This is a genomic window from Photobacterium sp. GB-1 (assembly GCF_003026165.1).
GTDB lineage: Bacteria > Pseudomonadota > Gammaproteobacteria > Enterobacterales > Vibrionaceae > Photobacterium.
In genome coordinates this window covers 212,343-236,879 of the sequence record NZ_PYOB01000006.1, presented here as the reverse complement: position 1 = coordinate 236,879, position 24,537 = coordinate 212,343, and the positions used below count along the sequence as shown (strand labels likewise).

Here is a 24,537-nt window from a genome sequence, read left to right as displayed (position 1 = left end):
TGAAATGCTCTCGATATTTCGTTTCATAATACGAATTACAATTTCTTTTCTCGACTTTACCCCTATCTAAGGCTAATGCAAATATCTAAAAAAACGTATTTCGCTACTTTGCCCTATAGCCAGATTCACGTATCCTTAGCGATCAAATATTCATGGGTCATGCTGTTATGTCGGCATGACCACGTTCAAGCAAGAGTAGGCAATATCGTGACGATAAAAGGCTTAGAAAAACATACACCTATGATGCAGCAGTTCTTAAGAATCAAAGCTGAGAACCCTGATATATTATTGTTCTATCGCATGGGTGATTTCTATGAAATGTTTTTTGATGATGCGAAACGTGCCTCTCAACTGCTTGATATTTCGCTAACCAAACGTGGCTCAACCAATGGCGAGCCTATTCCGATGGCCGGTGTGCCTTACCATGCGGTTGAAGGTTATTTAGCTAAATTGGTTCAGCAAGGTGTATCTGTTGCGATTTGTGAGCAAATTGGTGATCCGGCTACCAGTAAAGGCCCTGTTGAACGTAAAGTCGTACGTATCGTCACGCCAGGTACGGTCAGTGATGAGGCGTTACTCAACGAGCGACGTGATAACTTAATTGCCGCTATCTATACTGCAAATAATAAATTTGGCTACGCAACATTAGATATCACCTCTGGTCGCTTCATGCTCACAGAGCCAAACAGCGAAGAAGAAATGCAGGCTGAATTACAACGTACTAGTCCTGCTGAACTACTTTATCCTGAAGATTTTACCTACCTACATTTAGTAGAACCGTTTAAAGGCAAACGTCGTCGCCCTATTTGGGAGTTTGAATTAGATACCGCGCGCCAGCAACTCACTCTGCAATTTGGTACCCGTGATTTAATCGGCTTTGGGGTTGAGAATGCGGAGTTAGGGCTATGTGCGGCTGGCTGTTTAATGCAATATGTCAAAGACACCCAACGTACGGCATTACCACATATTCGTGCGATCACTTTAGATACTAAAGATCATGCGGTTATCTTAGATGCTGCGACACGTCGCAATTTAGAGTTAACGCAAAACCTTGCCGGTGGCTACGATAACACACTAGCTGCCGTCCTCGATCAAACCGCAACGCCGATGGGGAGTCGTTTATTAAAACGCTGGCTTCACCAACCTATTCGCGATCAAAAACAATTAAATGGTCGCCTAGATGCCATTGAAGCATTTAAAAATAGCGGCATGTTTGTCGATGTATCGGGCGTCTTGCGTCACATGGGTGACTTAGAACGTATTCTTGCGCGTCTTGCATTACGTTCAGCACGTCCACGCGATTTAGCACGCATGCGAACAGCAATGCAGTATCTACCAGAACTTGCTGAATTATTAGCGGAAATACCCCAAACACGCATTAACGACTTAGCCACTCACGCAGCGCCGATGGACGAGCTATGTGAATTACTTGAGCATGCCATTATTGAAAATCCACCGGTTATCATTCGTGATGGTGGCGTTCTTGCACCGGGTTATAACGCAGAACTTGATGAGTGGCGTGATTTAGCAGATGGCGCAACTAAATTCTTAGAAGAATTAGAAGCCAGTGAACGCGAACGTCACGACATCGACAGCCTAAAAGTGGGCTTCAACCAAGTACACGGTTTCTTTATTCAAGTAAGCCGTGGTCAAAGTCACTTAGTACCAAGTCATTATGTTCGTCGCCAAACACTGAAAAACGCAGAACGTTACATCATCCCTGAGCTTAAAGAGCATGAAGATAAAGTCTTAAACTCTAAATCAAAAGCACTCGCTCTTGAGAAGAAATTATGGGAAGAGCTGTTTGATAAGCTATTGCCTCACCTTGAACAACTGCAAAATGCAGCAAGTGCATTATCAGAGCTTGATGTATTAACCAACCTTGCTGAACGTGCTGATAGTCTTAATTACTGTCGTCCTGAATTAATGACAGAAACAGGCATCGAAATCACAGCAGGTCGTCACCCTGTCGTTGAACATGTGCTAAGTGAACCGTTCATTGCCAACCCTATTTCGCTTCATCAAGACCGTCGTATGTTAATCATCACGGGTCCTAATATGGGGGGAAAATCAACCTATATGCGCCAAACCGCATTAATTGCGTTAATGGCACATGTTGGCTCTTTTGTCCCAGCTGAAGCGGTAAAAATTGGTCCATTAGATCGCATCTTTACCCGTATTGGTGCCTCTGATGACTTAGCATCTGGTCGCTCAACTTTCATGGTTGAAATGACAGAGACGGCTAATATTCTTCACAATGCGACCAAGCAAAGTTTAGTCTTAATGGATGAAATTGGTCGTGGTACTAGTACTTATGACGGCTTATCGCTGGCATGGGCAAGTGCGGAATGGCTCGCGGATAAAATTTCAGCCATGACACTTTTTGCGACTCATTACTTTGAATTAACTGAGCTGCCATCACTGTTAACAGGGCTAGCTAACGTTCACCTTGATGCCGTTGAGCATGGTGATGAAATCGCCTTTATGCATGCTGTACAAGAAGGTGCCGCAAGCAAGTCTTATGGTTTAGCGGTAGCGAGCTTAGCTGGGGTGCCTAAGACGGTGATTAAACGCGCTAAGATAAAACTACAGCAATTGGAGGCATCAGGTCACCAACAAGCTCTGCAACCTAGCGAGATCACAACGGGCGCACCTAAAGAAGAGCATCAATTAAGTTTGATCCCAGAGCCGAGTGAAGTAGAAGAAGCTTTAGCAAACGTTAATCCTGATGAGTTAACACCACGTCAAGCACTTGATGAGCTCTATCGTTTAAAAGCGCTGCTTTAATTAAACATCATTAAAATCAGATACAAAAAAGGACGCTGAAGCGTCCTTTTTTATTACTTTAAATTCATTATTGACTCTTAAAAAGTGATTTAAATAATTGTTAAAGCCATATTGAATCTAAACTTCTTGATTAAATAGTGATTCGATATTTAACCCTTGATGAGTCAACATATCACGCAAACGTCGTAAGCCTTCAACTTGAATTTGACGTACTCGTTCACGGGTTAAACCAATTTCTCGTCCCACATCTTCTAATGTTGAGGCTTCATAACCTAATAGGCCAAATCGACGCGCTAACACTTCACGTTGTTTAGGATTAAGTTCTTGTAACCAGTGAACAATCGAGTTTTTTATATCATCGTCTTGGGTTGATGATTCAGGACTGCCACCTTTCTCATCAGGAATAATATCAAGCAGTGCTTTTTCAGAATCCCCACCGATCGGATTATCGACCGAGCTCACACGCTCATTTAAGCGCAGCATACGGTTCACATCATCAACCGGTTTTTCCAGTTGTTGAGCGATATCTTCTGCTGTTGGCTCATGATCCAGCTTTTGTGCTAATTCACGTGCTGTACGTAAATAGACATTGAGCTCTTTAACGACATGGATTGGCAGCCGAATAGTACGGGTTTGATTCATGATAGCCCGTTCAATCGTTTGACGGATCCACCATGTGGCATAGGTAGAAAAACGGAATCCACGCTCGGGATCAAACTTCTCAACCGCGCGGATCAGGCCTAAATTACCTTCTTCGACTAAGTCGAGTAACGCAAGTCCTCGGTTACTATAACGGCGTGATATTTTAACCACTAAACGAAGATTACTTTCAATCATACGTTTACGGGCGACTTCATCGCCTCTTAATGCGCGTCGTGCATACAATACTTCTTCTTCTGCGGTAAGTAAGGGCGAATAGCCAATTTCACCGAGATAGAGTTGAGTTGCATCCAGTGCTTTTTGAGTGGACTCATATTTGGCAAGTTCAGCATCATCTGTATCATCGGTTACAGGTGATGCTGCGGTAGTTTCAGAACTATCATCAGCAGACGTAGGTGCTGGTACATCAATATCCAGTTCTTCGTCTAAAGTGAATGAATCAAGGTTTGTGGCTGTGCTGCTTCTACTCATAGCGCCTCCCAGATGGCGAGTTAGCAAGACATTACAACTTCATCATGTCATCTCTTATTACTGCATCATTGATCTTTCACTTTTTACTTCGGTAAATAACGCATCGGATCGACGGATTTACCCTTATAGCGAATTTCAAAGTGTAGCCTTACACTGCTAGCCCCAGTGCTTCCCATGGAAGCTATCTTTTGCCCAGCTTTTACTTGTTGTTGTTCTTTTACGAAAATTTTGTCGTTGTGTGCATAAGCACTTAAGTAGTCTTCACCATGCTTAATAATGACTAAATTACCGTAACCCGGTAGCGCATCACCAGCATATACAACAAGACCTGCGGCAGTCGCCTTAATAGCTTCTCCTCGCGTACCTGCAATATCAATACCTCTATTGCCGTTATCTGAATTAGAAAAACCAGCAATAATTTTCCCTTTTACAGGCCAAGCCCATTTAGATGTTGCTGAACTTGTACTTGGCTTAGTTGTTACAGGTTTGTTAACTTTTGAGTTTTCAGAGTACTCTTTTGGTTTTGGCTGTGCAACCGTTTTATTGGTTGTTTTTTGCTCTGGTTGTTTAACAACTGGCTTTTTCGGTGTTGTTGGAGTGGTATTTACAACAGGAGGCTTGACCACAACAGGAGGCGTTGAAGAACTATATGATGAACTATTACTTCCACTAGAGAGCACTAAACGCTGGCCTGGATAGATAATATAAGGCTCTGATAGATTATTGATTTTCACAATATCTTTTACATTTTGCCCCGTAACATAGGAAATAAAATATAACGTATCTCCTTTCTTTACCGTGTATGAATTTCCTTTAAAACTACCACGCTCTAATTGTGAGTAATCTTTGCTGAGATTGGCAACCGGTGCTGGTGTATGACTACTACAAGCTGATAGCAGGATCATACTCGTCACCGCTAACAAGGAAGGTTGAATTATTTTTTTCATCATACACTCTGTATTCATGGTTTAAGCCAAATCTCCAGCCAATAAAGGCACAAATCTTACGGGTTCAATCACGGTTTCGCAAAATGCTTCGCCATTTCGAACAATCAATTTCAATTCTTGCTGTTGACAACCAACAGGTAAAATTAATCGTCCACCATCAACAAGTTGCGCAAGTAAGCTCTGGGGGATCTCACTTGCTGCAGCTGTCACGATAATCGCATCAAAGGGACCTTTGCTTGCCCATCCTTGCCAGCCATCGCCATGTTTGGTTGATATATTATGTAACTCTAACTGCTTGAAACGTCGTTTGGCCTGCCACTGCAACGCTTTAATTCGTTCAACCGAATAAACATGCTCAACCAGCTGTGCTAATACGGCGGTTTGATATCCAGAGCCAGTACCAATCTCTAATACAGAGGATTGATAGGTTAACCCTAGTAACTCTGTCATCCTTGCTACAATATAAGGCTGAGAAATCGTTTGTCCGCTACCTATGGGTAACGCATTGTTTTCGTATGCCTGATAGGAAAAAGCTTCATCAATAAAACGCTCTCGAGGCACTGTTGCAATCGCATTGAGAACACGTTGATTACTTATCCCTTTATTGTTTAAAAATGTTATCAAGCTATCTACTTGATTTTGATACCGCATGACTACTGGATCTCCACATTTTTCATCCAGCCCTCAATTCCAACCATGGCATCATGCGCGGTTAAATCGACTTGTAGAGGCGTGATTGATACCGCTCCTTGCTCTATCGCATAAAAGTCAGTACCAATACCAGCATCTTGGCATTGACCAGGAGGGCCTAACCAATATAGTGGTTGGCCTCTTGGGTCATGCTCTTTGATCATATTTTCAGCACGATGTCTTGCCCCAAGACGAGTGACTTGCCAAGCTTTAAGTTGCTCAAAAGGTACATCAGGCACATTAATATTTAATATATTGTTGCTGGGTAATGGCTGCTTAGATAGCTGTTCAATCACTTGTTTCACAACCTTTGCTGCCGTTATAAAGTGTGTATTACCAACAAGTGATACTGCAATAGCAGGAACACCTAGAAAGTGCCCTTCTGTTGCCGCTGCCACAGTACCGGAATACAGCACGTCATCACCTAAATTAGCGCCATGATTGATCCCTGCAACGACAATATCGGGACGTTCATCCAACCATTCATTCAGTGCAAAATGCACACAATCAGTTGGCGTTCCTTGTACTGAAATACGGTTTTCAGCTTCTTGTCGAATACGCAGTGGATAATCTAAGGTCAATGAATTTGAAGCACCCGATCGATTTCGATCGGGTGCAACCACAATTACATCGGCCAGTTGGCTTAATTCTTTTGCAAGTGTATTGATGCCTTCGGCAAAAATGCCATCATCATTGCTGATCAATATTCTCATCATTCACAACCTCAGAGTTAAGTGGCATGATTAACTCACGCACTACCGAGGTGGCAAAACTACCAGCAGGCAGAGCAAATGAAACAATCAAATCTTTGTCTTCAAAATGCCATTGCATATTATTAGGCATTAATAATAATGCGCGACGATCATGACGCATTCGGTTATCTCGAACAAGCTTAACCAATGCAGGTTCTTGTTCAACAATTGCTAACTCAAATGCTTGTGCTTCAGCTTGAGTTGGCAGAGCATTATCACCAAGCAACGGACCGGTAATAGCTACCTCGCCACTATTGACTTGCTGTTGGAGTCCATCAGTTACCACATCAGCAACAAACGTGCGCTCATCGCCTGCCATTTGTAAGCAATCGCCTGCCATAATGGTTGAGGTTAAACCTTGCTCAATTCGCTTTGATAATACTTGGTTAAACATCCAAGAACGTGCTGCTGATAAGTAAAAACTTCGCTTACTCTTATCACGTACACGGAATTCATCATTGCCCCAAGCACGTGCTTTAACCACGTTATTACCACCATGACCAAAACGCTGCTCACCAAAATAGTTTGCAACACCTTGTGCTTTGATCATTTCCAGACGCTCAGTTAATGCATTAAGGTTATCTAGATCAGTAAGGCGTAATTGGAACCAGTTCCCCGCTAAATCACCTGGGCGTAATTTTTTATCATGGCGTGTCACTTCAAGAATTTCGACACCTGGATGTTCAGCTTCAAATTGGCTTAAATCAGGATCAGCTTTACCCGGTAAGTGAACGCTTAACCATTGCTCAGTGATTGCATGGCGATCTTTCAACCCAGCCCAGCTAACATCACGTGATTTAACACCACATGCTTTAGCTAACTCATTCACTACATATTTGGTGTTTTCACCGACTTTGCGAATTTTCACCATCAGGTGCTCGCCTGTACCGCTAAATTTAAAACCAAGTTCTTCATTAACGATGAAGTCCTGAGGACTGGCTTTAAGACGTCCGTGACAGATTGGCTTTGCATGTAGCCAATTAAAACAATCCATTATATTTTCTGCAGTGTTGGAGTGAGACATAAGCTCAAGATACCTTTTTAATTAAAACAACCGCTTCACAAGCAATGCCTTCTTTACGTCCAGTAAAACCTAAACGTTCAGAGGTCGTTGCTTTAACATTTACATTGGTGATATCTGTTTCCAGATCGTCTGCAATCGCTTGACACATCGCATCAATATACGGCGCCATTTTTGGCGCTTGTGCAATAATAGTAACGTCTACATTACCAAGTCTGTAACCTTGTGCTTTAACTTTACTGTAGACATCACGTAATAAAGATCGGCTATCAGCACCAGCCCATTCCGCATCTGTATCGGGAAAATGACGACCAATATCCCCTGCGCCTATTGCGCCAAGTAATGCATCACATACCGCGTGTAGTGCAACATCACCATCAGAATGAGCGATCAGACCTTGCTCATAAGGGATCGCTACCCCACCAATAATTACCGGGCCTTCACCACCAAATTTATGAACATCAAAACCATGACCAATTCGCATTATGGTTATTCCTTTAATAATTGTCGTAGGTAGAACTCAGCTAAAGCTAAATCTTCAGGTTGGGTTACTTTTAGATTATCCGCACGCCCTTTCACCAACACGGGGGAAAAACCACAAAATTCAAGCGCAGAGGCTTCATCAGTGATCACCGCCTTTTTTGCTAAAGCGGTCGTTAACGCATCACGTAGCTGACCGACACGAAACATTTGAGGTGTTAATGCATGCCATAGTTGCTCACGGTCAACGGTGTGATCAATCACTGCTCGTGTATTTGAATTAACAGTACTGCGTTTCATGGTATCGCGTACTGGCGTGGCAAGGATTGCACCATATTCAGACGTTTCAGCCGCAGCCATTAATTGACGAAGATCTTCGATACGTACACAAGGGCGAGCGGCATCATGTACCATCACCCAAGCGTTATCATCATTGATTGCAGCTAAGCCTGAAAATACCGAATCCACACGCTCATTACCACCATCAACCACAGTGATGCGAGGATCGCTCGCTAATGGTAACGTTGAAAAGTAAGGATCGTTCCTACTCACCGCAACCACAACATGTTGGACTTCAGGCAAGCTTAATAACCGCTCAACCGAATGTTCTAGAATAGTTTTACCAGCAATCGTTAAATATTGCTTAGGACGATCAGCGGCCATTCGGCTACCAATCCCTGCAGCAGGTACAATAGCAATGCATTTATCGATCATGAAAGGTTATCTCATCACTTAACTAAAATATGTAATTAGTTACTATCACTAACAACACGAATAAATGTTTCCCCTGGTTTTACCAAACCAAGATCGGTACGTGCACGCTCTTCCACAGCTTCTTTGCCGCCATGAAGATCTTTGATCTCCGCATACATTTGCTGATTACGCTGATGTAATTCGGCATTAGCGGCTTGTTGTAAGCTTACGCTCTCTGTGACAGCGGTAAATTCTTTCATACCGTTTTTGCCATACCAGAAATCATATTGTAGCCAAGCGATAAGAACCAATAATACAATAATAAACAGGCGCATACTTCTCCCTGCGACATAATTTTAAACAGCAAGCTGCATTCCGATTATTGAATAAACCTAAATAATTGGAATACATTTTGCGAGTCAGCAATAATCCCATAATCAGTCAATGGTGACTACTATTATGCCATGAGACTTTACATCTCCCTTACTTAGCCCTTCTTTTTGTTGAAAATAAAAACAGCATTCATGACAACAATACAAAATAAGCATTGATTCCTGCATAAATATTGATGCCGCTTAGTGATGCGTTTTTTATTTTAGCGATAAAAAAACCGCCTCTTGCAAGGCGGTTTTATTTACCAAATTGAGTAAACTCAATCATCGCTTAATAAAAAATTAAGCTTGGCCTTTAACTTCTTTAAGACCGTTGAAAGGAGCACGCTCACCTAGTGCTTCTTCGATACGGATAAGTTGGTTGTACTTAGCAACACGGTCAGAACGGCTCATAGAACCCGTTTTGATTTGACCTGCAGCAGTACCTACCGCTAGATCAGCGATAGTTGCGTCTTCTGTCTCGCCTGAACGGTGAGAGATAACAGCAGTGTAACCAGCGTCTTTAGCCATCTTAATAGCAGCTAGAGTTTCAGTTAGAGAACCGATTTGGTTAAGCTTGATTAGGATTGAGTTAGTGATACCTTTCTCAATACCTTCCGCGAAAATCTTAGTGTTTGTAACGAATAGATCGTCACCTACTAGTTGAATTTTGTCACCTAGTAGTTCAGTTTGGTGCTTGAAGCCAGCCCAATCTGATTCGTCTAGACCATCTTCGATAGAAACGATCGCTGGGAACTTCTCAGTTAGATCTTTAAGGAAGTAGTTGAACTCTTCTGAAGTGAATTGCTTACCTTCACCTTTAAGATCGTAGATGCCTTGCTCTTTGTTGTAGAACTCAGATGCAGCACAGTCCATTGCTAGAGTAATATCAGTACCTAGCTCGTAACCTGCAGCTTCAACAGCTTCTTTAATTGCTTTAAGAGCAGCTTCGTTTGACTCTAGGTTTGGTGCGAAACCACCTTCGTCACCTACCGCTGTGCTCATGCCCTTAGACTTAAGAACTTTAGCTAGGCTGTGGAATACTTCAGAACCCATACGTACAGCTTCACGAAGTGTCTTAGCACCTACTGGCTGAATCATGAACTCTTGAATATCAACAGTGTTATCTGCGTGCTCACCACCGTTGATGATGTTCATCATAGGTAGAGGCATAGAGAACTGACCAGCAGTACCGTTTAGCTCTGCAATGTGCTCGAATAAAGGCATGCCTTTAGATGCCGCAGCTGCTTTTGCGTTAGCTAGTGATACAGCTAGGATTGCGTTAGCACCGAAGTTTGATTTGTTTTCAGTACCGTCAAGGTCGATCATAACTTGGTCGATTGCAGCTTGGTCTTTTGCATCTTGGCCGATTAGTGCTTCAGCGATTGGACCATTTGCAGCAGCAACAGCTTTCAGAACGCCTTTGCCTAGGAAACGAGATTTATCACCATCACGAAGCTCTAGAGCTTCACGAGAACCAGTTGAAGCACCAGATGGCGCAGCAGCCATACCTACGAAACCACCTTCTAGGTGAACTTCAGCTTCAATTGTTGGGTTACCACGTGAGTCAATGATTTCACGAGCTAGAACTTTAACGATCTTAGACATTGTGTTTCCTCTTGCTTTATCTTCAAATTAAAAGCTAAAAAAATAGCTGTAGCCATAACAACTACAGCTATCAGTAATCCTTACTGGTTAAGCTCACCACGGTGGTATGCACCCGCCGCTTTTACAAAACCTTCAAACAATGGGTGCCCATCACGAGGTGTCGATGTGAACTCAGGGTGGAACTGTGCAGCTACGAACCAAGGGTGATTCGGAACTTCAATAATTTCAACAAGTTTCTTGTCAGCAGACAAACCAGATACTTTTAGACCTGCTTTTTCAAGCTTAGGTAGTAACGTGTTGTTTACTTCGTAACGGTGACGGTGACGCTCATGGATCGTTGGCTGACCGTATAACGTACGCGCTTTAGAACCATCTTGTAGATGACATAGCTGAGAGCCAAGGCGCATTGTACCGCCTAGATCTGATTTCTCAGTACGCTCTTCAACTTTACCTTCACTATCAATCCACTCAGTAATAAGACCAACGACTGGATATTTAGTTTCAGCATTAAATTCAGTTGAATGCGCATCAGACATTTTGGCTACATTTCGAGCAAACTCGATTAATGCTACCTGCATACCTAAACAAATACCTAGGTATGGAATATTATTTTCACGTGCGTATTGAGCAGTAAGGATCTTACCTTCAACACCACGGCTACCAAAACCACCTGGAACCAAGATTGCATCAAGGCCAGCCAGTACTTCTGTACCTTTTGACTCAACATCTTGAGAATCGATGTATTTGATTTTTACTGATAGACGATTTTTCAGGCCCGCGTGTTTAAGTGCTTCGTTAACTGACTTATATGCGTCTGGCAGTTCAATGTACTTACCAACCATACCAATAACGACTTCAGAGGTAGGGTTCGCTTCTTCATAAATAACTTGTTCCCACTCAGAAAGATCAGCTTCTGGTGCTGTAATACCAAAGCGCTTACACACTAAATCATCAAGACCTTGAGCCTTAATTAATTGTGGGATTTTGTAGATTGAATCTACATCTTTCATTGAGATAACAGCTTTTTCCTGCACGTTACAGAACAGGGCAATTTTTGCACGCTCATTGGCAGGGATCATACGATCAGAACGACACACTAAGATGTCTGGCTGAATACCAATAGAAAGAAGTTCTTTTACTGAGTGCTGAGTTGGCTTAGTTTTCACTTCGCCAGCCGCTGCTAGGTAAGGAACAAGTGTCAAGTGCATGAACATGGTGTTTTCACGACCTTGCTCTACGGCTAATTGACGAATAGCTTCCATAAATGGGAGTGATTCAATATCACCCACAGTACCGCCTACTTCAACGATTGCTACATCATGACCTTCAGCACCCGCTAACACGCGAGATTTGATTTCATTCGTGATATGAGGAATTACCTGAATCGTTGCACCTAAGTAATCACCACGACGCTCTTTGCGTAATACGTCTGCGTACACGCGACCAGCTGTAAAGTTATTACGCTTAGTCATCTTGGTACGAATGAAACGCTCGTAGTGACCTAAGTCTAGGTCAGTCTCTGCACCGTCTTCCGTAACGAATACTTCGCCGTGTTGAATTGGGCTCATTGTGCCTGGATCAACGTTGATGTAAGGGTCAAGCTTCATCATAGTCACGTTAAGACCACGTGCTTCTAAAATCGCTGCAAGTGATGCAGCAGCAATGCCTTTACCTAGAGAGGAAACTACTCCGCCCGTAACAAAAATGTAATTCGTAGTCATGTTTAACCTGGAAGATTGGTGTAGAGGATAAATGTATCTGGACGGGAAATTAGTATACCAGACACCATTTATCGCCACAACGTGAAAACTATCACACCGCCATTTGATTTTTTTTGCTTCACATCAAGTAAGCGTTATGAACTGAAATATCAAGCTTTAACAAGCAGAACAATACCATAATGGTATAATGCATTTAAAAATCATGCTGAATTTTTAATTACTGGTTTTTACTTTCTTTCTCTTTAACACGATTCCATGCTTCATCTAGCTCAGTTAATGAACACTGACTAATGATCTTTCCTTGTTCTAGCACACTTTCTTCCACTTGGCGAAAACGCTTTTCAAATTTTTTATTGGCTTTTTGTAATGCCATCTCTGGTTTTACTTTTAAATGACGACTTAAATTCACCACTGAAAATAGTAGATCACCGAGCTCTTCTTCTATTCGTTGTTGTTCTGGCACCGCTTGAATCACTTCGTCCATCACTTCATCAAGCTCTTCTTTTACCTTATCAACCACTGGTGCTAATTCATCCCAATCAAAACCAACATTCGCGCAGCGTTTTTGAATTTTATCAGCACGCATTAATGCCGGTAATGTGTTAGGAATATTGGCAAGCAAGCTCTCATCTTGCTCTTTAGCTGCGCGCTCTTTGGCTTTTTCGGCTTCCCAGTTTTGTTGAACGGCTGCTTCATCATCAAAATCAGCATCACTAAAAACATGGGGATGGCGACGGACCAGCTTTTCACTTATGCCTGCCACTACATCGTCAAATTCAAACAACCCTTGTTCTTTGGCCATCTGACTATAAAAAACAACTTGGAACAATAAATCACCTAATTCTTCTTTTACATCGTTCCAGTTTTTCTGCTCGATGGCATCAGCCACTTCATAGGCTTCTTCAAGGGTATAGGGAACGATTGAATCAAAGTTTTGTTTCAAATCCCACGGACAACCACGATGTGGGTCTCGCAACTGAGACATAATTGCTAATAATTGTTCCATTTGAGACGCCTGTTTATTATCCATACCACCAACTCTTTAAAATGGCGCTTTAAGCTTCTAACTTTAAAAGCGCCAAAACTTCGATAGTTAATACTAGAAAACTAATTTAGAAATTCATAGCAACGATCAATCATCGATGTTGATGTGACTCATGGCGATGGTGTCTACACCCTTGGTGATGTGAATCATGGTGTTGGCAATCAGAGTGATGAGAGCACGTGTGATTAGAAGAATCTACGCTATAAGACTCTGCTAACGCATAGTTTGGCAACAGAAATGACATTAACAATAACAGTACTATTGTAAGACTTTTTTCTCTAATCATGCTTAATACATTCGACTTCATAATACCCCCGTTAATTATTTAAACGTTACTTTATCTGCACCCACTTTCATTCCCTGCAGGCAAAGAATAAAAAACAGCAATTGTTTGATGTCATCACTAGGTACATTGATAAAATTATTATCAGGAATAAGAAACATTGAAATCAGTAATAAAACACTCGTAATACTATTTTTAGGTAATAATTTTAATAGTAAATTTTTCATAATAGTTCTCTTGCCGCTTTATTTATAAAGCAACATCATTAATTAATAACAACCATCACTCATCTATATAATTAAGATGGGATAATTAATTTGTGAAATTAACACTTACTTTGAATCCAATTTAGATCCAGAAATAAGCAAACTATTAGGCAATAGGAGGGCGATAAATTGATTTTATAACGGCAAGAACAAGCGACTCTTGAAGATATTCAATCGGTAACAGCTTACTGACACGAGTGATAATAAGCGGAGGAAAAGAGAGTAGATGAAATGGATTACTGCCAGTACGAGGCAGTACTCGACAACATGAGCACTGTGAACAATCATTACAACTATTCTCACATTGCAAACTACAGTGGTGAGATTGTTGAGTAGCCGTTTGCTGGTATTGCAGTTCGCTCTTAATATTACTTGCTAAATTAGCAACATTAGAGACTTGAACATTTTGACTCATATACGCAGCATTCACACTACTACTTAACAGTAATATTGCTATAAATAATGCATATAATATTTTATGTAATTGAGATAAATACATACAGAGTCTTTATTTTAAAGTTAATAGAATACTATCGGTCTATTATATATGAGTCAACATCAAGTCTTATTTTAGATCATTAAATTAATAAATTATTCCATTTTAAGATGTGCGCGTTAATAATTACTACTATTCATTATGTCGTAATAAATAAAAAGGGAAGCATATTGCTCCCCTTAATTTATATTTTAATCAGTTAATTAACCGTATAAACGTTTAGCCTCGGCAACATCTTTAACTTGTTCGATGCGTTTAAGTACACGTCCCAACACTTCTAAATCAGTTAATTCAAGTTCAAAGTCCATGATAGACATTTGCTTTTTATAATCAACTCGGCTTTTCATTCCCGCTACTTTCACTTTTTCATTCATTAAAGTATTGGTTAATTCTTTCAATAAGCCATTACGCTCAGAAGCCGTCACACGCACGGTAATGGTATAGTTACCGACAAAACCACCGCCCCAAACCGTATCAATAATACGCTCTGGCGCATGATGACGAAGCTCTTCAAGCTGCTCACAATCCATACGGTGAACAGAAATACCACGACCTTGTGTAACAAAACCTTGAATATCATCGCCAGGAATAGGCTGACAACAACGCGCAAGGTGAGTCATCAGGTTATCAACACCTTCAACAACAACAGCATCACGTTGCGGTTTTTTGTGGCTTGTGGCTTGTTTATTACTTGCCTCAGATAGCTTTTCTAAAAGCTGCTGATCTTCTTCTTCAGCTGTTGGTTTATTCACTAGCGCATTAATATGGTTGATCACCTGATTAATACGTAAATCACCACTGCCAATCCCCGCATATAGCTCTTCAGGCGATTTCACATTAAAACGTTTTGCCGCATAATATTGCGCATCTTTTAATGTTGCATGAATTTTTACCAGCTCAGCTTCTAAGATCTCTTTACCCGCAATAATATTCTTATCACGATCTTGCTTACGGAACCACGCATGCACTTTGGCACGAGCACGGCTAGATGTCACAAACCCTAAGTTCGGGTTTAACCAATCTCGTGACGGATTCGGCTCTTTTTGCGTGATGATCTCAACTTGATCGCCCATTTGAAGATGATAAGTGAAAGGGACAATACGCCCTTCTACTTTGGCACCAATACAACGGTGGCCCACTTCTGAGTGAATATGATAAGCAAAATCAAGCGGTGTCGCATTCGATGGCAAGTCAACCACATCCCCTTTAGGAGTGAAAGCATAGACGCGATCATCAAATACCTGACTACGAAGCTCATCCAGCATTTCGCCAGAATCTGACATTTCTTCTTGCCATGCTAATAGCTTACGCAGCCAATTGATTTTCTCATCGTAAGCCGATTGTGCACCGCCTGATGCTGTACCTTCTTTATACTTCCAGTGTGCCGCAACCCCTAATTCAGATTCTTCATGCATTTGCTTGGTACGGATCTGAATTTCAATCGTTTTACCTTCAGGGCCTAACACCACAGTGTGGATAGACTGGTAACCATTAGGTTTTGGGTTGGCAACGTAGTCATCAAACTCTTTCGGTAAGTGACGGTATTTAGTGTGCACCACACCCAGTGCGGCGTAACAGTCTTGTAGCTCTTCAGCAACAATACGTACAGCTCGAACATCAAAAAGCTCATCAAATTCTAAGCTTTTCTTCTGCATTTTGCGCCAAATGCTATAAATATGCTTAGGACGACCTTGCACTTCTGCTTTAATATTTGATGCTTTCATCGCGTCAGATAAATCATCAACAAAATGGGTAATGTAGCCTTCACGGTCGATACGACGCTCAGATAACTGCTTAGCAATTTGTTTGTAAGTATCAGGATGCTGATAACGGAAGGCGTAATCTTCAATTTCCCATTTAAGCTGACCAATACCAAGACGGTTTGCTAATGGTGCATAAATGTTGGCACATTCTTGCGCTGCTGCACGACGCACTTCATCTGGCTGATCTTTAACTTCACGTAAATTACAGATACGTTCAGCCAATTTAATAACCACACAACGGAAATCATCAACCATCGACAGTAACATACGACGAATATTATCCACCTGCGCAGCTTGCGCAGTTTCTTCCGCCGTTGATTTTAACTGACTGATTGCACACATTTGTTCAACACCTTGAACTAAATGTAAAATCGTCCCGCTATATTCTTCTTTTAACGCATCAGTGCTGTAACAACCGCCTTCCACTAATGGGTATAACAAGGCTGCAATTAACGTATCAGCATCCATACTCAAGGTGACAAGGATTTCAACTAGCTCACGACCACGCCACAACAGTAACTGACCATTTTCTTGTTCAGCGGCAAGTTCAATACAACGCTGATATGTTCCTTCTATCCGACTCGATACTTTTGCATCTTGACGTAAACTCTCGACCCACGAGACAAGCTCAAATGTGGTATTTTCCTTTAAATGCGCACCGCGAACTGCGACCATGTTTCTATCCTGTTTTCTCTGAATACCGATGATTGTCTTACATCACATTGCTATTTTTTTTATGGTGATTAGCTTTTAACAAACAACGCCATTGATTCTAAATGCCCTGTATGAGGGAACATATCCATCATACCAAGACGTGCCAACTTATACCCTTGCTGCAACAACATTTGACTATCACGAGCCAATGTTGCTGGGTTACATGATACATAGACCACTTTGCTTGGCGCTAAATTTACAATATGCTGCATCACGCCAGCCGCCCCAGCTCGTGCTGGGTCTAGTAAAATCTTATCAAATTGCTCTTGCGCCCACACTAGTTTCGTTACATCTTCATCCAAATTTGCTTGATAAAATGTTGCGTTATCTAGACCATTTGCTGCCGCATTAGCAGTCGCTCGCGCGACCATATCATCAACACCTTCCACGCCGACTACCGCTTTCGCTCGTCTTGCTAGCGGAAGGCTGAAATTGCCTAGCCCACAGAATAAATCGAGTACCCTATCCTGCGGCTGAATATCAAGCCAATTTATCGCTTGCTCAACCATTTTTACGTTTACGTCTCGATTAACCTGAATAAAATCTTTTGGTGAGAACGTCAGTCTTACATCGTCAATATCGTAGTACGGCTCCTCACCTAACACATGGTCAAGCTCATCTGACGACGGCGCTAAAAATAGCATCAATGCATGTTCAGTAGCGAAAGCTTTAATCGCTGCGAGATCGTTGTCATTGAATGGCTGCAAATGACGAATTAACAATACGCGACCATTATCTGCATTAACCAATTCTATATGGCCAACATGTTTACGTCCTTTAAGGTTGCTTAACAGTTCACGTAATGGCGGTAACAAATCATTAAGTGTGGTCGCCAAAACAGGACAAGCATTCACATCAACGATGTCTTTACTCTGTTTTTTACGAAAGCCAAATACCATTTTGCCATTAGGTAGCATACGGACACTAAAACGTGCACAGCGACGATAATGTTCACTTTGCCCAACAATAGGCTCAACTTGTGAGGCATCGTCTTTTTCTGTGATCGCAAATTTCGCCATCAATTCACTTAGCGCCTGTTGTTTGGCGATAACTTGACCTTGGTGGGATAAATGTTGCAAGTTACAACCGCCACACTGGTCATAGATTGGACAATGAGGTTTAATACGCGCAGCACTGTCTTTTAAACGTTTGATCACGCGAGCTCGGGCATAATTTTTTTTGTCTTCCGTCAATTGCACAACAACGGTTTCATCGGGTAATGCACCATCAATGAAAACAGGTTTGTTGTTCAAATGGCCGATGCCAGCGCCGATATGATCTAAACGGCTGATAGTTATTTCTTTATGCTTCGTATCAGTTTTACGTTTTTGAGGCTTAAAAAAGCGTGCCATAAAATTTTGCTCACTGTTCAGGCATTGAGTATTTGTCGAACAGCACTGATTTATTTAATCTAGTGCTACTGATGGGAGCCAATTCTCCCACAGATTTATCTGCTTGTAATTAAGAGAACCATGACCAGATATGGACTTCGTGCCAGAGTATTTACTCTGACATTAGCACCTACACTTATTATTGGCTTATTATTAAGCGCTTTTTTCACCATGAGCCGTTATCAGGATCTAGAACATCAGCTGATTTCTACAGGTGCAAGTATCATCGAGCCGTTAGCTATTTCAGCGGAATACGGCATGACAGAAAAAAACCGAGAAGCAATTCGTCGGTTGATTGGTTATACCCATAGAAAACATTCCGACATCATCCGCAGCATCGCGGTGTTTGATAACCATAACCATATTTTTGCCACATCTAACTTTCACCGTAATTTTGATTCCTTCATGTACCCAAAGGGCAAACCTATTCCTCGGCTACTGGATACCCAGTTAACCGATAACACCTTAATATTACGCGCGCCCATTCTTACCGAAGGTCAATTTGGAACGAATGTTGGTAGCGATGTTCGTGGTAAAGCCCTCGGCTATATCGCTATCGAGCTGGATCTCAGCACGCTACGTCTACAACAATACCAAGAAGTATTTACCGCCTTAATGGTGTTATTACTGGGCTTAACCCTGTCATCATTGTTTGCGTATCGCTTGATGCAAGACGTAACACAACCCATTTCTCATATGATCAGTGTGGTAGATAGGATCCGTCGCGGCCACCTTGATATTCGAATTGAAGGCCGATTGTTGGGCGAATTAGATACCCTGAAAAACGGTATTAATGCTATGGCAATTTCGTTGTCGGAATACCACATTGAAATGCAACAAAGTATCGATCAAGCAACATCCGATCTACGTGAAACTTTAGAGCAGCTAGAAATTCAGAACGTTGAATTAGATATTGCGAAAAAGCGTGCGCAGGAAGCGGCACGGGTGAAATCAGAGTTTTTAGCCAATATGTCTCATGAGCTCCGCACTCCGCTAAATGGGGTCATTGGCTTTACCCGACAAATGCTCAAAACCAAATTGAATACTAGCCAGAAAGATTACCTATTAACGATTGAGAATTCAGCCAATAACCTGCTGACCATCATCAATGACATTCTCGATTTCTCGAAGCTCGAAGCGGGTAAACTGTTACTGGAAAACATTCCTTTCGACTTTACAGATTCACTCGATGAAGTCATGCGCTTACTTGCACCAAGTGCCCACGAAAAAGGCCTAGAGCTGACACTGAAGATTGACGATCGTATTCCAGCAGGCTTAATTGGTGACCCATTACGTATTCAGCAAGTGGTCACTAACTTAATTGGTAATGCCGTTAAGTTTACCGAGCATGGCAATATTGATGTCTCTGTCGAGTTAAAATCCGAAGTCGATAATAATATCGCCCTGCAATTTATGGTCCGCGATACTGGTATTGGTATTTCAGAGCGTCAGCAAGCGCAATTATTCCAAGCATTTAGCCAAGCCGACGCCAGTATTTCTCGCCGTTATGGCGGTACAGGATTAGGCCTTGTGATCACCCAGAAACTGGTAAGTCAAATGGGCGGTGAAGTGAGCTTAACTAGTCGCTTACACCAAGGCTCGACCTTCTGGTTCACCATCAAAATGAACAAAACAGATCTACCTGTATCACAGCCTATTGATACCACTTCACTTGAAGGTAAGTCATTACTTCTGGTTGAGGCCAACATGCAAGCAGCATCAGTGATACAGCAACGTCTAATGTTAGCAGGCGTACATGTTACTTACCGCGCTTCTATGCCTGATGATATTGATCACCATGACTTCGCTCTATTGTGTTTATCGCCGGGTGAGCAGCCACCACTGCCAGTCATACTCAATGATGTATTTAAAGCAGAGCAAACCGCTGAAAAGGTCTTGGTTTGCTTACCGACAACAGAACTTGCGTTATCAGAAAAACTGACCCAAACAGGTGTGTCAGCCTGTCTAGGTAAACCGCTGGCGCAACGTAAACTGTTTGAAGCACTCTGCGATAATGATGATGAGCAGCAAAGTGAATTAGAAGTACCTTTATTACCCACCACTACCGAAACACTACAACCACTAACGGTGATGGCGGTTGATGATAACCCAGCGAACTTAAAACTGATTTCTGCACTACTTGGTGAACGAGTTGAAACCGTTATTACCGCAACCGGTGGTAAAAAAGCGGTTGAATATGCTCAAAGTAAAGCCTTTGATTTGATCTTTATGGATATTCAAATGCCGGAAATGGATGGCGTGACAGCCTGTCAGAAAATCCATGAAACAGCACTTAATAAAAATACCCCAGTGATTGCTGTTACCGCTCATGCTATGGCAGGTGAGCGCGAGCGCTTAATCAATGCAGGTATGGATGATTACCTCACCAAACCGATTGAAGAGCAGATTCTGCAGCAAATTTTAGCAAAATGGATTGCCCCAACCACACCGCAAGCAACGCCACCATCTGTAAACAGAATGCCAGTGACGCTTGAAGGACAAGTTAATGATGTCGCTCCAGTAATAAACAATAACCACGTTAGTTTTGATTGGGATTTAGCGTTAAAACAAGCGGCAGGAAAAGAAGATTTAGCCTATGACATGCTGCAAATGCTGCTTGATTTCATGCCTGAGGTAGAAATGCTGGTAAATGAAGCACTGGATGGGAAAGATGTTGAACTCTGGCCACCGATTCATAAATTACACGGTAGCTGCGCTTACAGCGGTGTTCCACGCCTGAAGAATTTATGTTTGGAAATTGAAACCGCACTTAAGGCTAATGCAACCCTGTCCAATATTGAACCAGAGCTATTAGAGCTGGTTGATGAAATGGATAACATTGTCAAAGCGTCTAAAGACTATCGAAACTAACCCGTTTTTGTTTTAAAACAGATAAGCTAACGATCAAAAAAGCGGTAGATATATTATCTACCGCTTTTTTATTTATTAACGTGAAAAACGAATCACGATTCAACGTTCTAAAATGACCGTTGCAACAGCGTAATGACGCTCATCAGCAATGGTAAGGTGAACATGATTCACGCCCATTGCTTGCGCTAGTTCATTCGCTTTACCTGATAAGCTCAGTAATGGCTTACCACGCTCATCATTTTTAACCGTAAAATCATGGAAAGAGACGCCACACGCAATACCGGTACCGAGTGCTTTTGATGCTGCTTCTTTTACCGCAAATCGTTTAGCTAAAAAGCGCCCTTTTAGCTTTAATTGCTGAAACTGTTCAAGCTCAGAGCTAGACAGTATTTTCTGGGCGAACGCATCACCCGAGCGAGCAAAGACTTTTTCGACTCGCTCAATTTCAGCAATATCAGTCCCTAAACCAACAATCGCCATTAACCACGCGCTTCCTGCATTAGCAAACGCATATCAGCCACTGACTTTTCTAACCCATCAAACATTGCCCGTCCCATAATAGAATGACCAATGTTAAGTTCATACAGCTCTGGCAATGCGGCTATCGGCTTAACATTGTGATAAGTTAAACCATGTCCTGCATTTACTTTAATACCTAAATTGTGAGCGTAGCTTGCACCTGCAGCAATCTTCTTCAGCTCATCCGATTGTGCCTCTTCGGTTGTCGCTTCTGCGTATTGCCCAGTATGAAGCTCAATAAACGGTGCGCCACATGCATGAGCTGCATCAATTTGCGCGCGATCAGCATCAATGAAAAGTGACACTTTGATCCCAGCAGCTGTAAGTTTTTCTGTTGCCGCTTTTACTTTTTCAAGTTGACCTGCGACATCTAGACCACCTTCTGTGGTTAACTCTTCACGCTTTTCTGGTACTAAGCAAACATATTCAGGCTTAACATCTAACGCAATTGCCACCATTTCATCAGTGACGGCCATTTCTAAATTCATGCGAGTTTGGATCGTCTCACGTAAAATACGCACATCACGATCATTAATGTGACGACGATCTTCACGCAAATGAATAGTGATGCCATCAGCGCCTGCTCGCTCGGCTACTTCTGCAGCATGAACAGGATCTGGGTAACGTGTACCACGTGCATTACGTAATGTCGCAATATGATCGATGTTCACGCCAAGTAATATATTGTTCATGTTCCGATTCTCCTTCCTCGCGGGATAAACAATTCCCGGCTTTTTAATGGCTTAGAACCAAGATACGGTTTTAATGCCATCCTTGTAAATCGTTTTGCTGCCCGCAACTGCTCTGGGGTTTCAAATCGCCTCGCAGCAATGGCTTTTAATTCATTACCACGAAAGGTTAATAAACCAATTTTCATTGAAGCAATAAACCCCTGCTGCTCGCGATAGTTATAGGTCATATCATCTTCAACACTTAATCCACTACCAGCGCAATGCAGAAAATCAATCCCGTAGCCTAGATGATGTAGCAGAGAAAGCTCGAAGCGGCGCAAAGCAGGCTCTGGGTTATCCGCTTGTGCTAGCTCTCTAAGCACATTCAAATAATCCAGAAACAACTGTGGGTAAGGGGTATGGTTGCCCAATACACGTACCAGTATTTCATTCACATACATTGCTGAATATAAAATATAGCTGCGTAAGGGTAAACCTATACTGATAGGTTCGGCATGAGTGAGAACAGGCATCGCACCTTTACCACTCCACTTCATAAATAAGGGAGTAAAAGGTTGGAGTGTGCCTTTTAGATTAGAACGTTTACGGCGAGCGCCTTTAGAAAGAAGAGTAAGACGGCCATGATCCTCGCTAAATACATCAAGGATCAGGCTCGTCTCACTATAGGGACGAGAATGAAGGACAAAACAACGCTGTAGCCCTTCCATTACTACCCTTATAAGTCGTCGATGTAACCAAGGCTACGCAGTGCACGTTCGTCATCTGCCCAACCTGATTTCACTTTAACCCAAAGTTCAAGGTAAACTTTACGTTCAAACAAGTCTTCCATGTCTAAACGCGCTTCGCGCCCTATCACTTTGATTTTATCGCCACCTTTACCAATCACCATTTTCTTCTGGCCTTTACGCTCAACCAGAATCAAACCATTGATATCGAAACCATCGGTTTCAGGGTTGTAGTCGAATCGCTCGATTTCAACCGTCACAGCGTATGGCAATTCATCCCCCGTAAAACGCATCAGCTTTTCACGGATAATTTCAGAGGCCATAAAGCGTTGAGAACGATCAGTTACGTATTCTTCAGGGAAGTAGTACTCACATTCAGGTAAGTGCTGACGTACGATTTTCTCTACCGCATCAATGTTTGTACCATGCTTTGCTGATACCGGAATCACATCAACAAACTCCATCTTACTTGCAAGCTCTTGCAAGTGAGGGAATAGCTCATGCTTATCTTTTACGTTATCAACTTTATTCACTAACAATACCGTTGGTAACTGGCTCTTTGCCAGCTTGTTTAATACCATCTCATCGTCAGCCGTCCACATAGTGCCATCAACTAAAAACAATACTAATTCAACATCGGTTAATGAACTGCTTGCAGCACGGTTCATTAAACGGTTAATTGTACGTTTTTCTTCAATGTGCAATCCTGGAGTATCAACATACACAGCTTGATAGCCGTCACGTGTGTCTACACCCATAATACGGTGGCGCGTGGTTTGTGGTTTACGAGAAGTAATAGATAACTTCTGCCCCACTAAACGGTTTAGCAAGGTTGATTTACCGACATTCGGTCGACCAACAATGGCGATAAAGCCACAATGTTGTTTATCTGTCATGATTCCAACTGATTTAGTGCAAGTTCTGCTGCTGCCTGCTCTGCCTTGCGCCGACTGCCGCCTTTGCCAATTACAGGTTTATCCAAACCTGTTACGTCACACTGTACTGTGAACTCTTGATTATGAGCTTCACCTTGTACCTTAGTTACAGTATATGCAGGTAGCGGTAAACGACGACCTTGTAAACACTCTTGAAGACGTGTTTTTGGATCTTTTTGATTGATACCTGGCTCAATCGTATCAAGACGAGTTTTATACCAAGCCAATACGATACTTCGTACTTGCTCAACATCGCTATCTAGATAAATCGCGCCAATGATTGCTTCAACACAGTCAGCAAGAATCGAATCGCGACGGAAGCCACCACTCTTTAACTCGCCAGGTCCCAGTAACAAATGGTCGCCAAGCTCGAATTCCCGACCTAGCTCTGCCAATGTTTTTCCACGGACTAGTGTTGCACGCATTCGGCTCATATCACCTTCATCCACTGAAGGAAAACGGTGATATAAGTCATCAGCAATAACAAAACTTAAAATAGAGTCACCTAAAAACTCTAGGCGCTCATTGTGGGTGCCATTAGCACTGCGATGTGTCAGTGCTAATGTCATCAACTCACAATTAGTAAATTGGTAGCCCAGCTTGCGCTGAAGCCTATTCGCTGGAGTTGTCATTTTC

The 24,537-nt window shown here is 42.2% G+C and carries 22 protein-coding genes; 2 read left to right on the top strand and 20 right to left on the bottom strand.

The window, feature by feature from the left end:
- Nucleotides 1-207 precede the first annotated feature (207 nt).
- Nucleotides 208-2,787 carry a DNA mismatch repair protein MutS gene (gene mutS / locus C9J45_RS09480; protein WP_107246400.1) on the top strand — a complete coding sequence of 860 codons (2,580 nt, stop codon included), beginning with the start codon at nucleotides 208-210 and terminating at the stop codon, nucleotides 2,785-2,787.
- Nucleotides 2,788-2,904: 117 nt separating this feature from the next.
- Here mutS and rpoS read toward each other — a convergent pair whose 3' ends face one another.
- From rpoS to rlmD, 15 genes are all read right to left on the bottom strand, one after another.
- On the bottom strand, nucleotides 2,905-3,918 hold the full coding sequence (gene rpoS, locus C9J45_RS09475; RefSeq protein ID WP_107206638.1) for an RNA polymerase sigma factor RpoS: 1,014 nt from the start codon (nucleotides 3,916-3,918) through the stop codon (nucleotides 2,905-2,907).
- An 83-nt stretch (nucleotides 3,919-4,001) separates the two neighbouring features.
- Entirely contained in the window at nucleotides 4,002-4,865 is an 864-nt protein-coding gene (locus tag C9J45_RS09470) for a peptidoglycan DD-metalloendopeptidase family protein (RefSeq protein ID WP_107206637.1), read from the bottom strand.
- Between the two features lie 21 nt (nucleotides 4,866-4,886).
- Nucleotides 4,887-5,516 (bottom strand): protein-L-isoaspartate(D-aspartate) O-methyltransferase, encoded by a 630-nt coding sequence (locus tag C9J45_RS09465; RefSeq protein WP_005371478.1) that lies wholly within the window; start codon nucleotides 5,514-5,516, stop codon nucleotides 4,887-4,889.
- A 2-nt stretch (nucleotides 5,517-5,518) separates the two neighbouring features.
- On the bottom strand, nucleotides 5,519-6,268 hold the full coding sequence (gene surE / locus C9J45_RS09460) for a 5'/3'-nucleotidase SurE (RefSeq protein WP_107206636.1): 750 nt from the start codon (nucleotides 6,266-6,268) through the stop codon (nucleotides 5,519-5,521).
- Nucleotides 6,246-7,301, bottom strand: coding sequence for a tRNA pseudouridine(13) synthase TruD (gene truD, locus C9J45_RS09455; RefSeq protein ID WP_107260270.1), 1,056 nt, complete (start codon nucleotides 7,299-7,301; stop codon nucleotides 6,246-6,248). The genes surE and truD overlap by 23 nt, the downstream gene beginning before the upstream one ends.
- A 34-nt stretch (nucleotides 7,302-7,335) precedes the next feature.
- Nucleotides 7,336-7,812 (bottom strand): 2-C-methyl-D-erythritol 2,4-cyclodiphosphate synthase, encoded by a 477-nt coding sequence (ispF, locus tag C9J45_RS09450; RefSeq protein WP_107292457.1) that lies wholly within the window; start codon nucleotides 7,810-7,812, stop codon nucleotides 7,336-7,338.
- Nucleotides 7,813-7,817: 5 nt separating this feature from the next.
- Complete coding sequence (gene ispD / locus C9J45_RS09445; RefSeq protein WP_107206634.1) at nucleotides 7,818-8,522, bottom strand: 2-C-methyl-D-erythritol 4-phosphate cytidylyltransferase; 705 nt, start codon at nucleotides 8,520-8,522, stop codon at nucleotides 7,818-7,820.
- A 35-nt stretch (nucleotides 8,523-8,557) separates the two neighbouring features.
- A complete protein-coding gene (ftsB, locus tag C9J45_RS09440; RefSeq protein WP_005371471.1) occupies nucleotides 8,558-8,836 on the bottom strand; it encodes a cell division protein FtsB in 279 nt (92 codons plus the stop codon).
- 339 nt (nucleotides 8,837-9,175) lie between these two features.
- Nucleotides 9,176-10,480 (bottom strand): phosphopyruvate hydratase, encoded by a 1,305-nt coding sequence (eno, locus tag C9J45_RS09435; protein ID WP_005371469.1) that lies wholly within the window; start codon nucleotides 10,478-10,480, stop codon nucleotides 9,176-9,178.
- Between the two features lie 80 nt (nucleotides 10,481-10,560).
- A complete protein-coding gene (locus tag C9J45_RS09430) occupies nucleotides 10,561-12,201 on the bottom strand; it encodes a CTP synthase (protein WP_107292456.1) in 1,641 nt (546 codons plus the stop codon).
- Nucleotides 12,202-12,418: 217 nt separating this feature from the next.
- Complete coding sequence (gene mazG, locus C9J45_RS09425; RefSeq protein ID WP_107292455.1) at nucleotides 12,419-13,231, bottom strand: nucleoside triphosphate pyrophosphohydrolase; 813 nt, start codon at nucleotides 13,229-13,231, stop codon at nucleotides 12,419-12,421.
- Nucleotides 13,232-13,567: 336 nt separating this feature from the next.
- A complete protein-coding gene (locus C9J45_RS09420; RefSeq protein WP_107292454.1) occupies nucleotides 13,568-13,756 on the bottom strand; it encodes a hypothetical protein in 189 nt (62 codons plus the stop codon).
- 145 nt (nucleotides 13,757-13,901) lie between these two features.
- Entirely contained in the window at nucleotides 13,902-14,210 is a 309-nt protein-coding gene (locus C9J45_RS09415) for a hypothetical protein (protein WP_146144320.1), read from the bottom strand.
- A 284-nt stretch (nucleotides 14,211-14,494) separates the two neighbouring features.
- The gene (gene relA / locus C9J45_RS09410) at nucleotides 14,495-16,729 is read right to left on the bottom strand and encodes a GTP diphosphokinase (RefSeq protein ID WP_107206629.1); all 2,235 of its coding nucleotides are present in this window, start codon (nucleotides 16,727-16,729) and stop codon (nucleotides 14,495-14,497) included.
- A gap of 68 nt (nucleotides 16,730-16,797) precedes the next feature.
- Complete coding sequence (gene rlmD / locus C9J45_RS09405) at nucleotides 16,798-18,120, bottom strand: 23S rRNA (uracil(1939)-C(5))-methyltransferase RlmD (protein WP_107287292.1); 1,323 nt, start codon at nucleotides 18,118-18,120, stop codon at nucleotides 16,798-16,800.
- A 120-nt stretch (nucleotides 18,121-18,240) separates the two neighbouring features.
- Here rlmD and barA point away from each other — a divergent pair, with 120 nt between their 5' ends.
- Nucleotides 18,241-21,030: a two-component sensor histidine kinase BarA gene (gene barA / locus C9J45_RS09400; RefSeq protein ID WP_107246385.1), complete on the top strand. Its 2,790-nt coding sequence runs from the start codon at nucleotides 18,241-18,243 to the stop codon at nucleotides 21,028-21,030.
- 99 nt (nucleotides 21,031-21,129) lie between these two features.
- Here the strand turns inward: barA and acpS are convergent, their stop codons facing one another.
- The 5 genes from acpS to rnc are packed head-to-tail and all read right to left on the bottom strand — an operon-like array spanning nucleotide 21,130 to nucleotide 24,533.
- Complete coding sequence (gene acpS, locus C9J45_RS09395; protein WP_105060928.1) at nucleotides 21,130-21,510, bottom strand: holo-ACP synthase; 381 nt, start codon at nucleotides 21,508-21,510, stop codon at nucleotides 21,130-21,132.
- Nucleotides 21,510-22,241 (bottom strand): pyridoxine 5'-phosphate synthase, encoded by a 732-nt coding sequence (gene pdxJ, locus C9J45_RS09390; RefSeq protein ID WP_045128801.1) that lies wholly within the window; start codon nucleotides 22,239-22,241, stop codon nucleotides 21,510-21,512. The genes acpS and pdxJ overlap by 1 nt, the downstream gene beginning before the upstream one ends.
- A complete protein-coding gene (gene recO, locus C9J45_RS09385; RefSeq protein WP_005371446.1) occupies nucleotides 22,238-22,948 on the bottom strand; it encodes a DNA repair protein RecO in 711 nt (236 codons plus the stop codon). Before recO ends, pdxJ begins: the two co-directional genes overlap by 4 nt.
- Nucleotides 22,949-22,956: 8 nt before the next feature.
- Nucleotides 22,957-23,862, bottom strand: a complete 906-nt coding sequence (gene era, locus C9J45_RS09380; protein WP_005371444.1) for a GTPase Era — start codon at nucleotides 23,860-23,862, stop codon at nucleotides 22,957-22,959.
- The gene (gene rnc, locus C9J45_RS09375) at nucleotides 23,859-24,533 is read right to left on the bottom strand and encodes a ribonuclease III (protein WP_107206626.1); all 675 of its coding nucleotides are present in this window, start codon (nucleotides 24,531-24,533) and stop codon (nucleotides 23,859-23,861) included. Before rnc ends, era begins: the two co-directional genes overlap by 4 nt.
- Nucleotides 24,534-24,537: the final 4 nt, after the last annotated feature.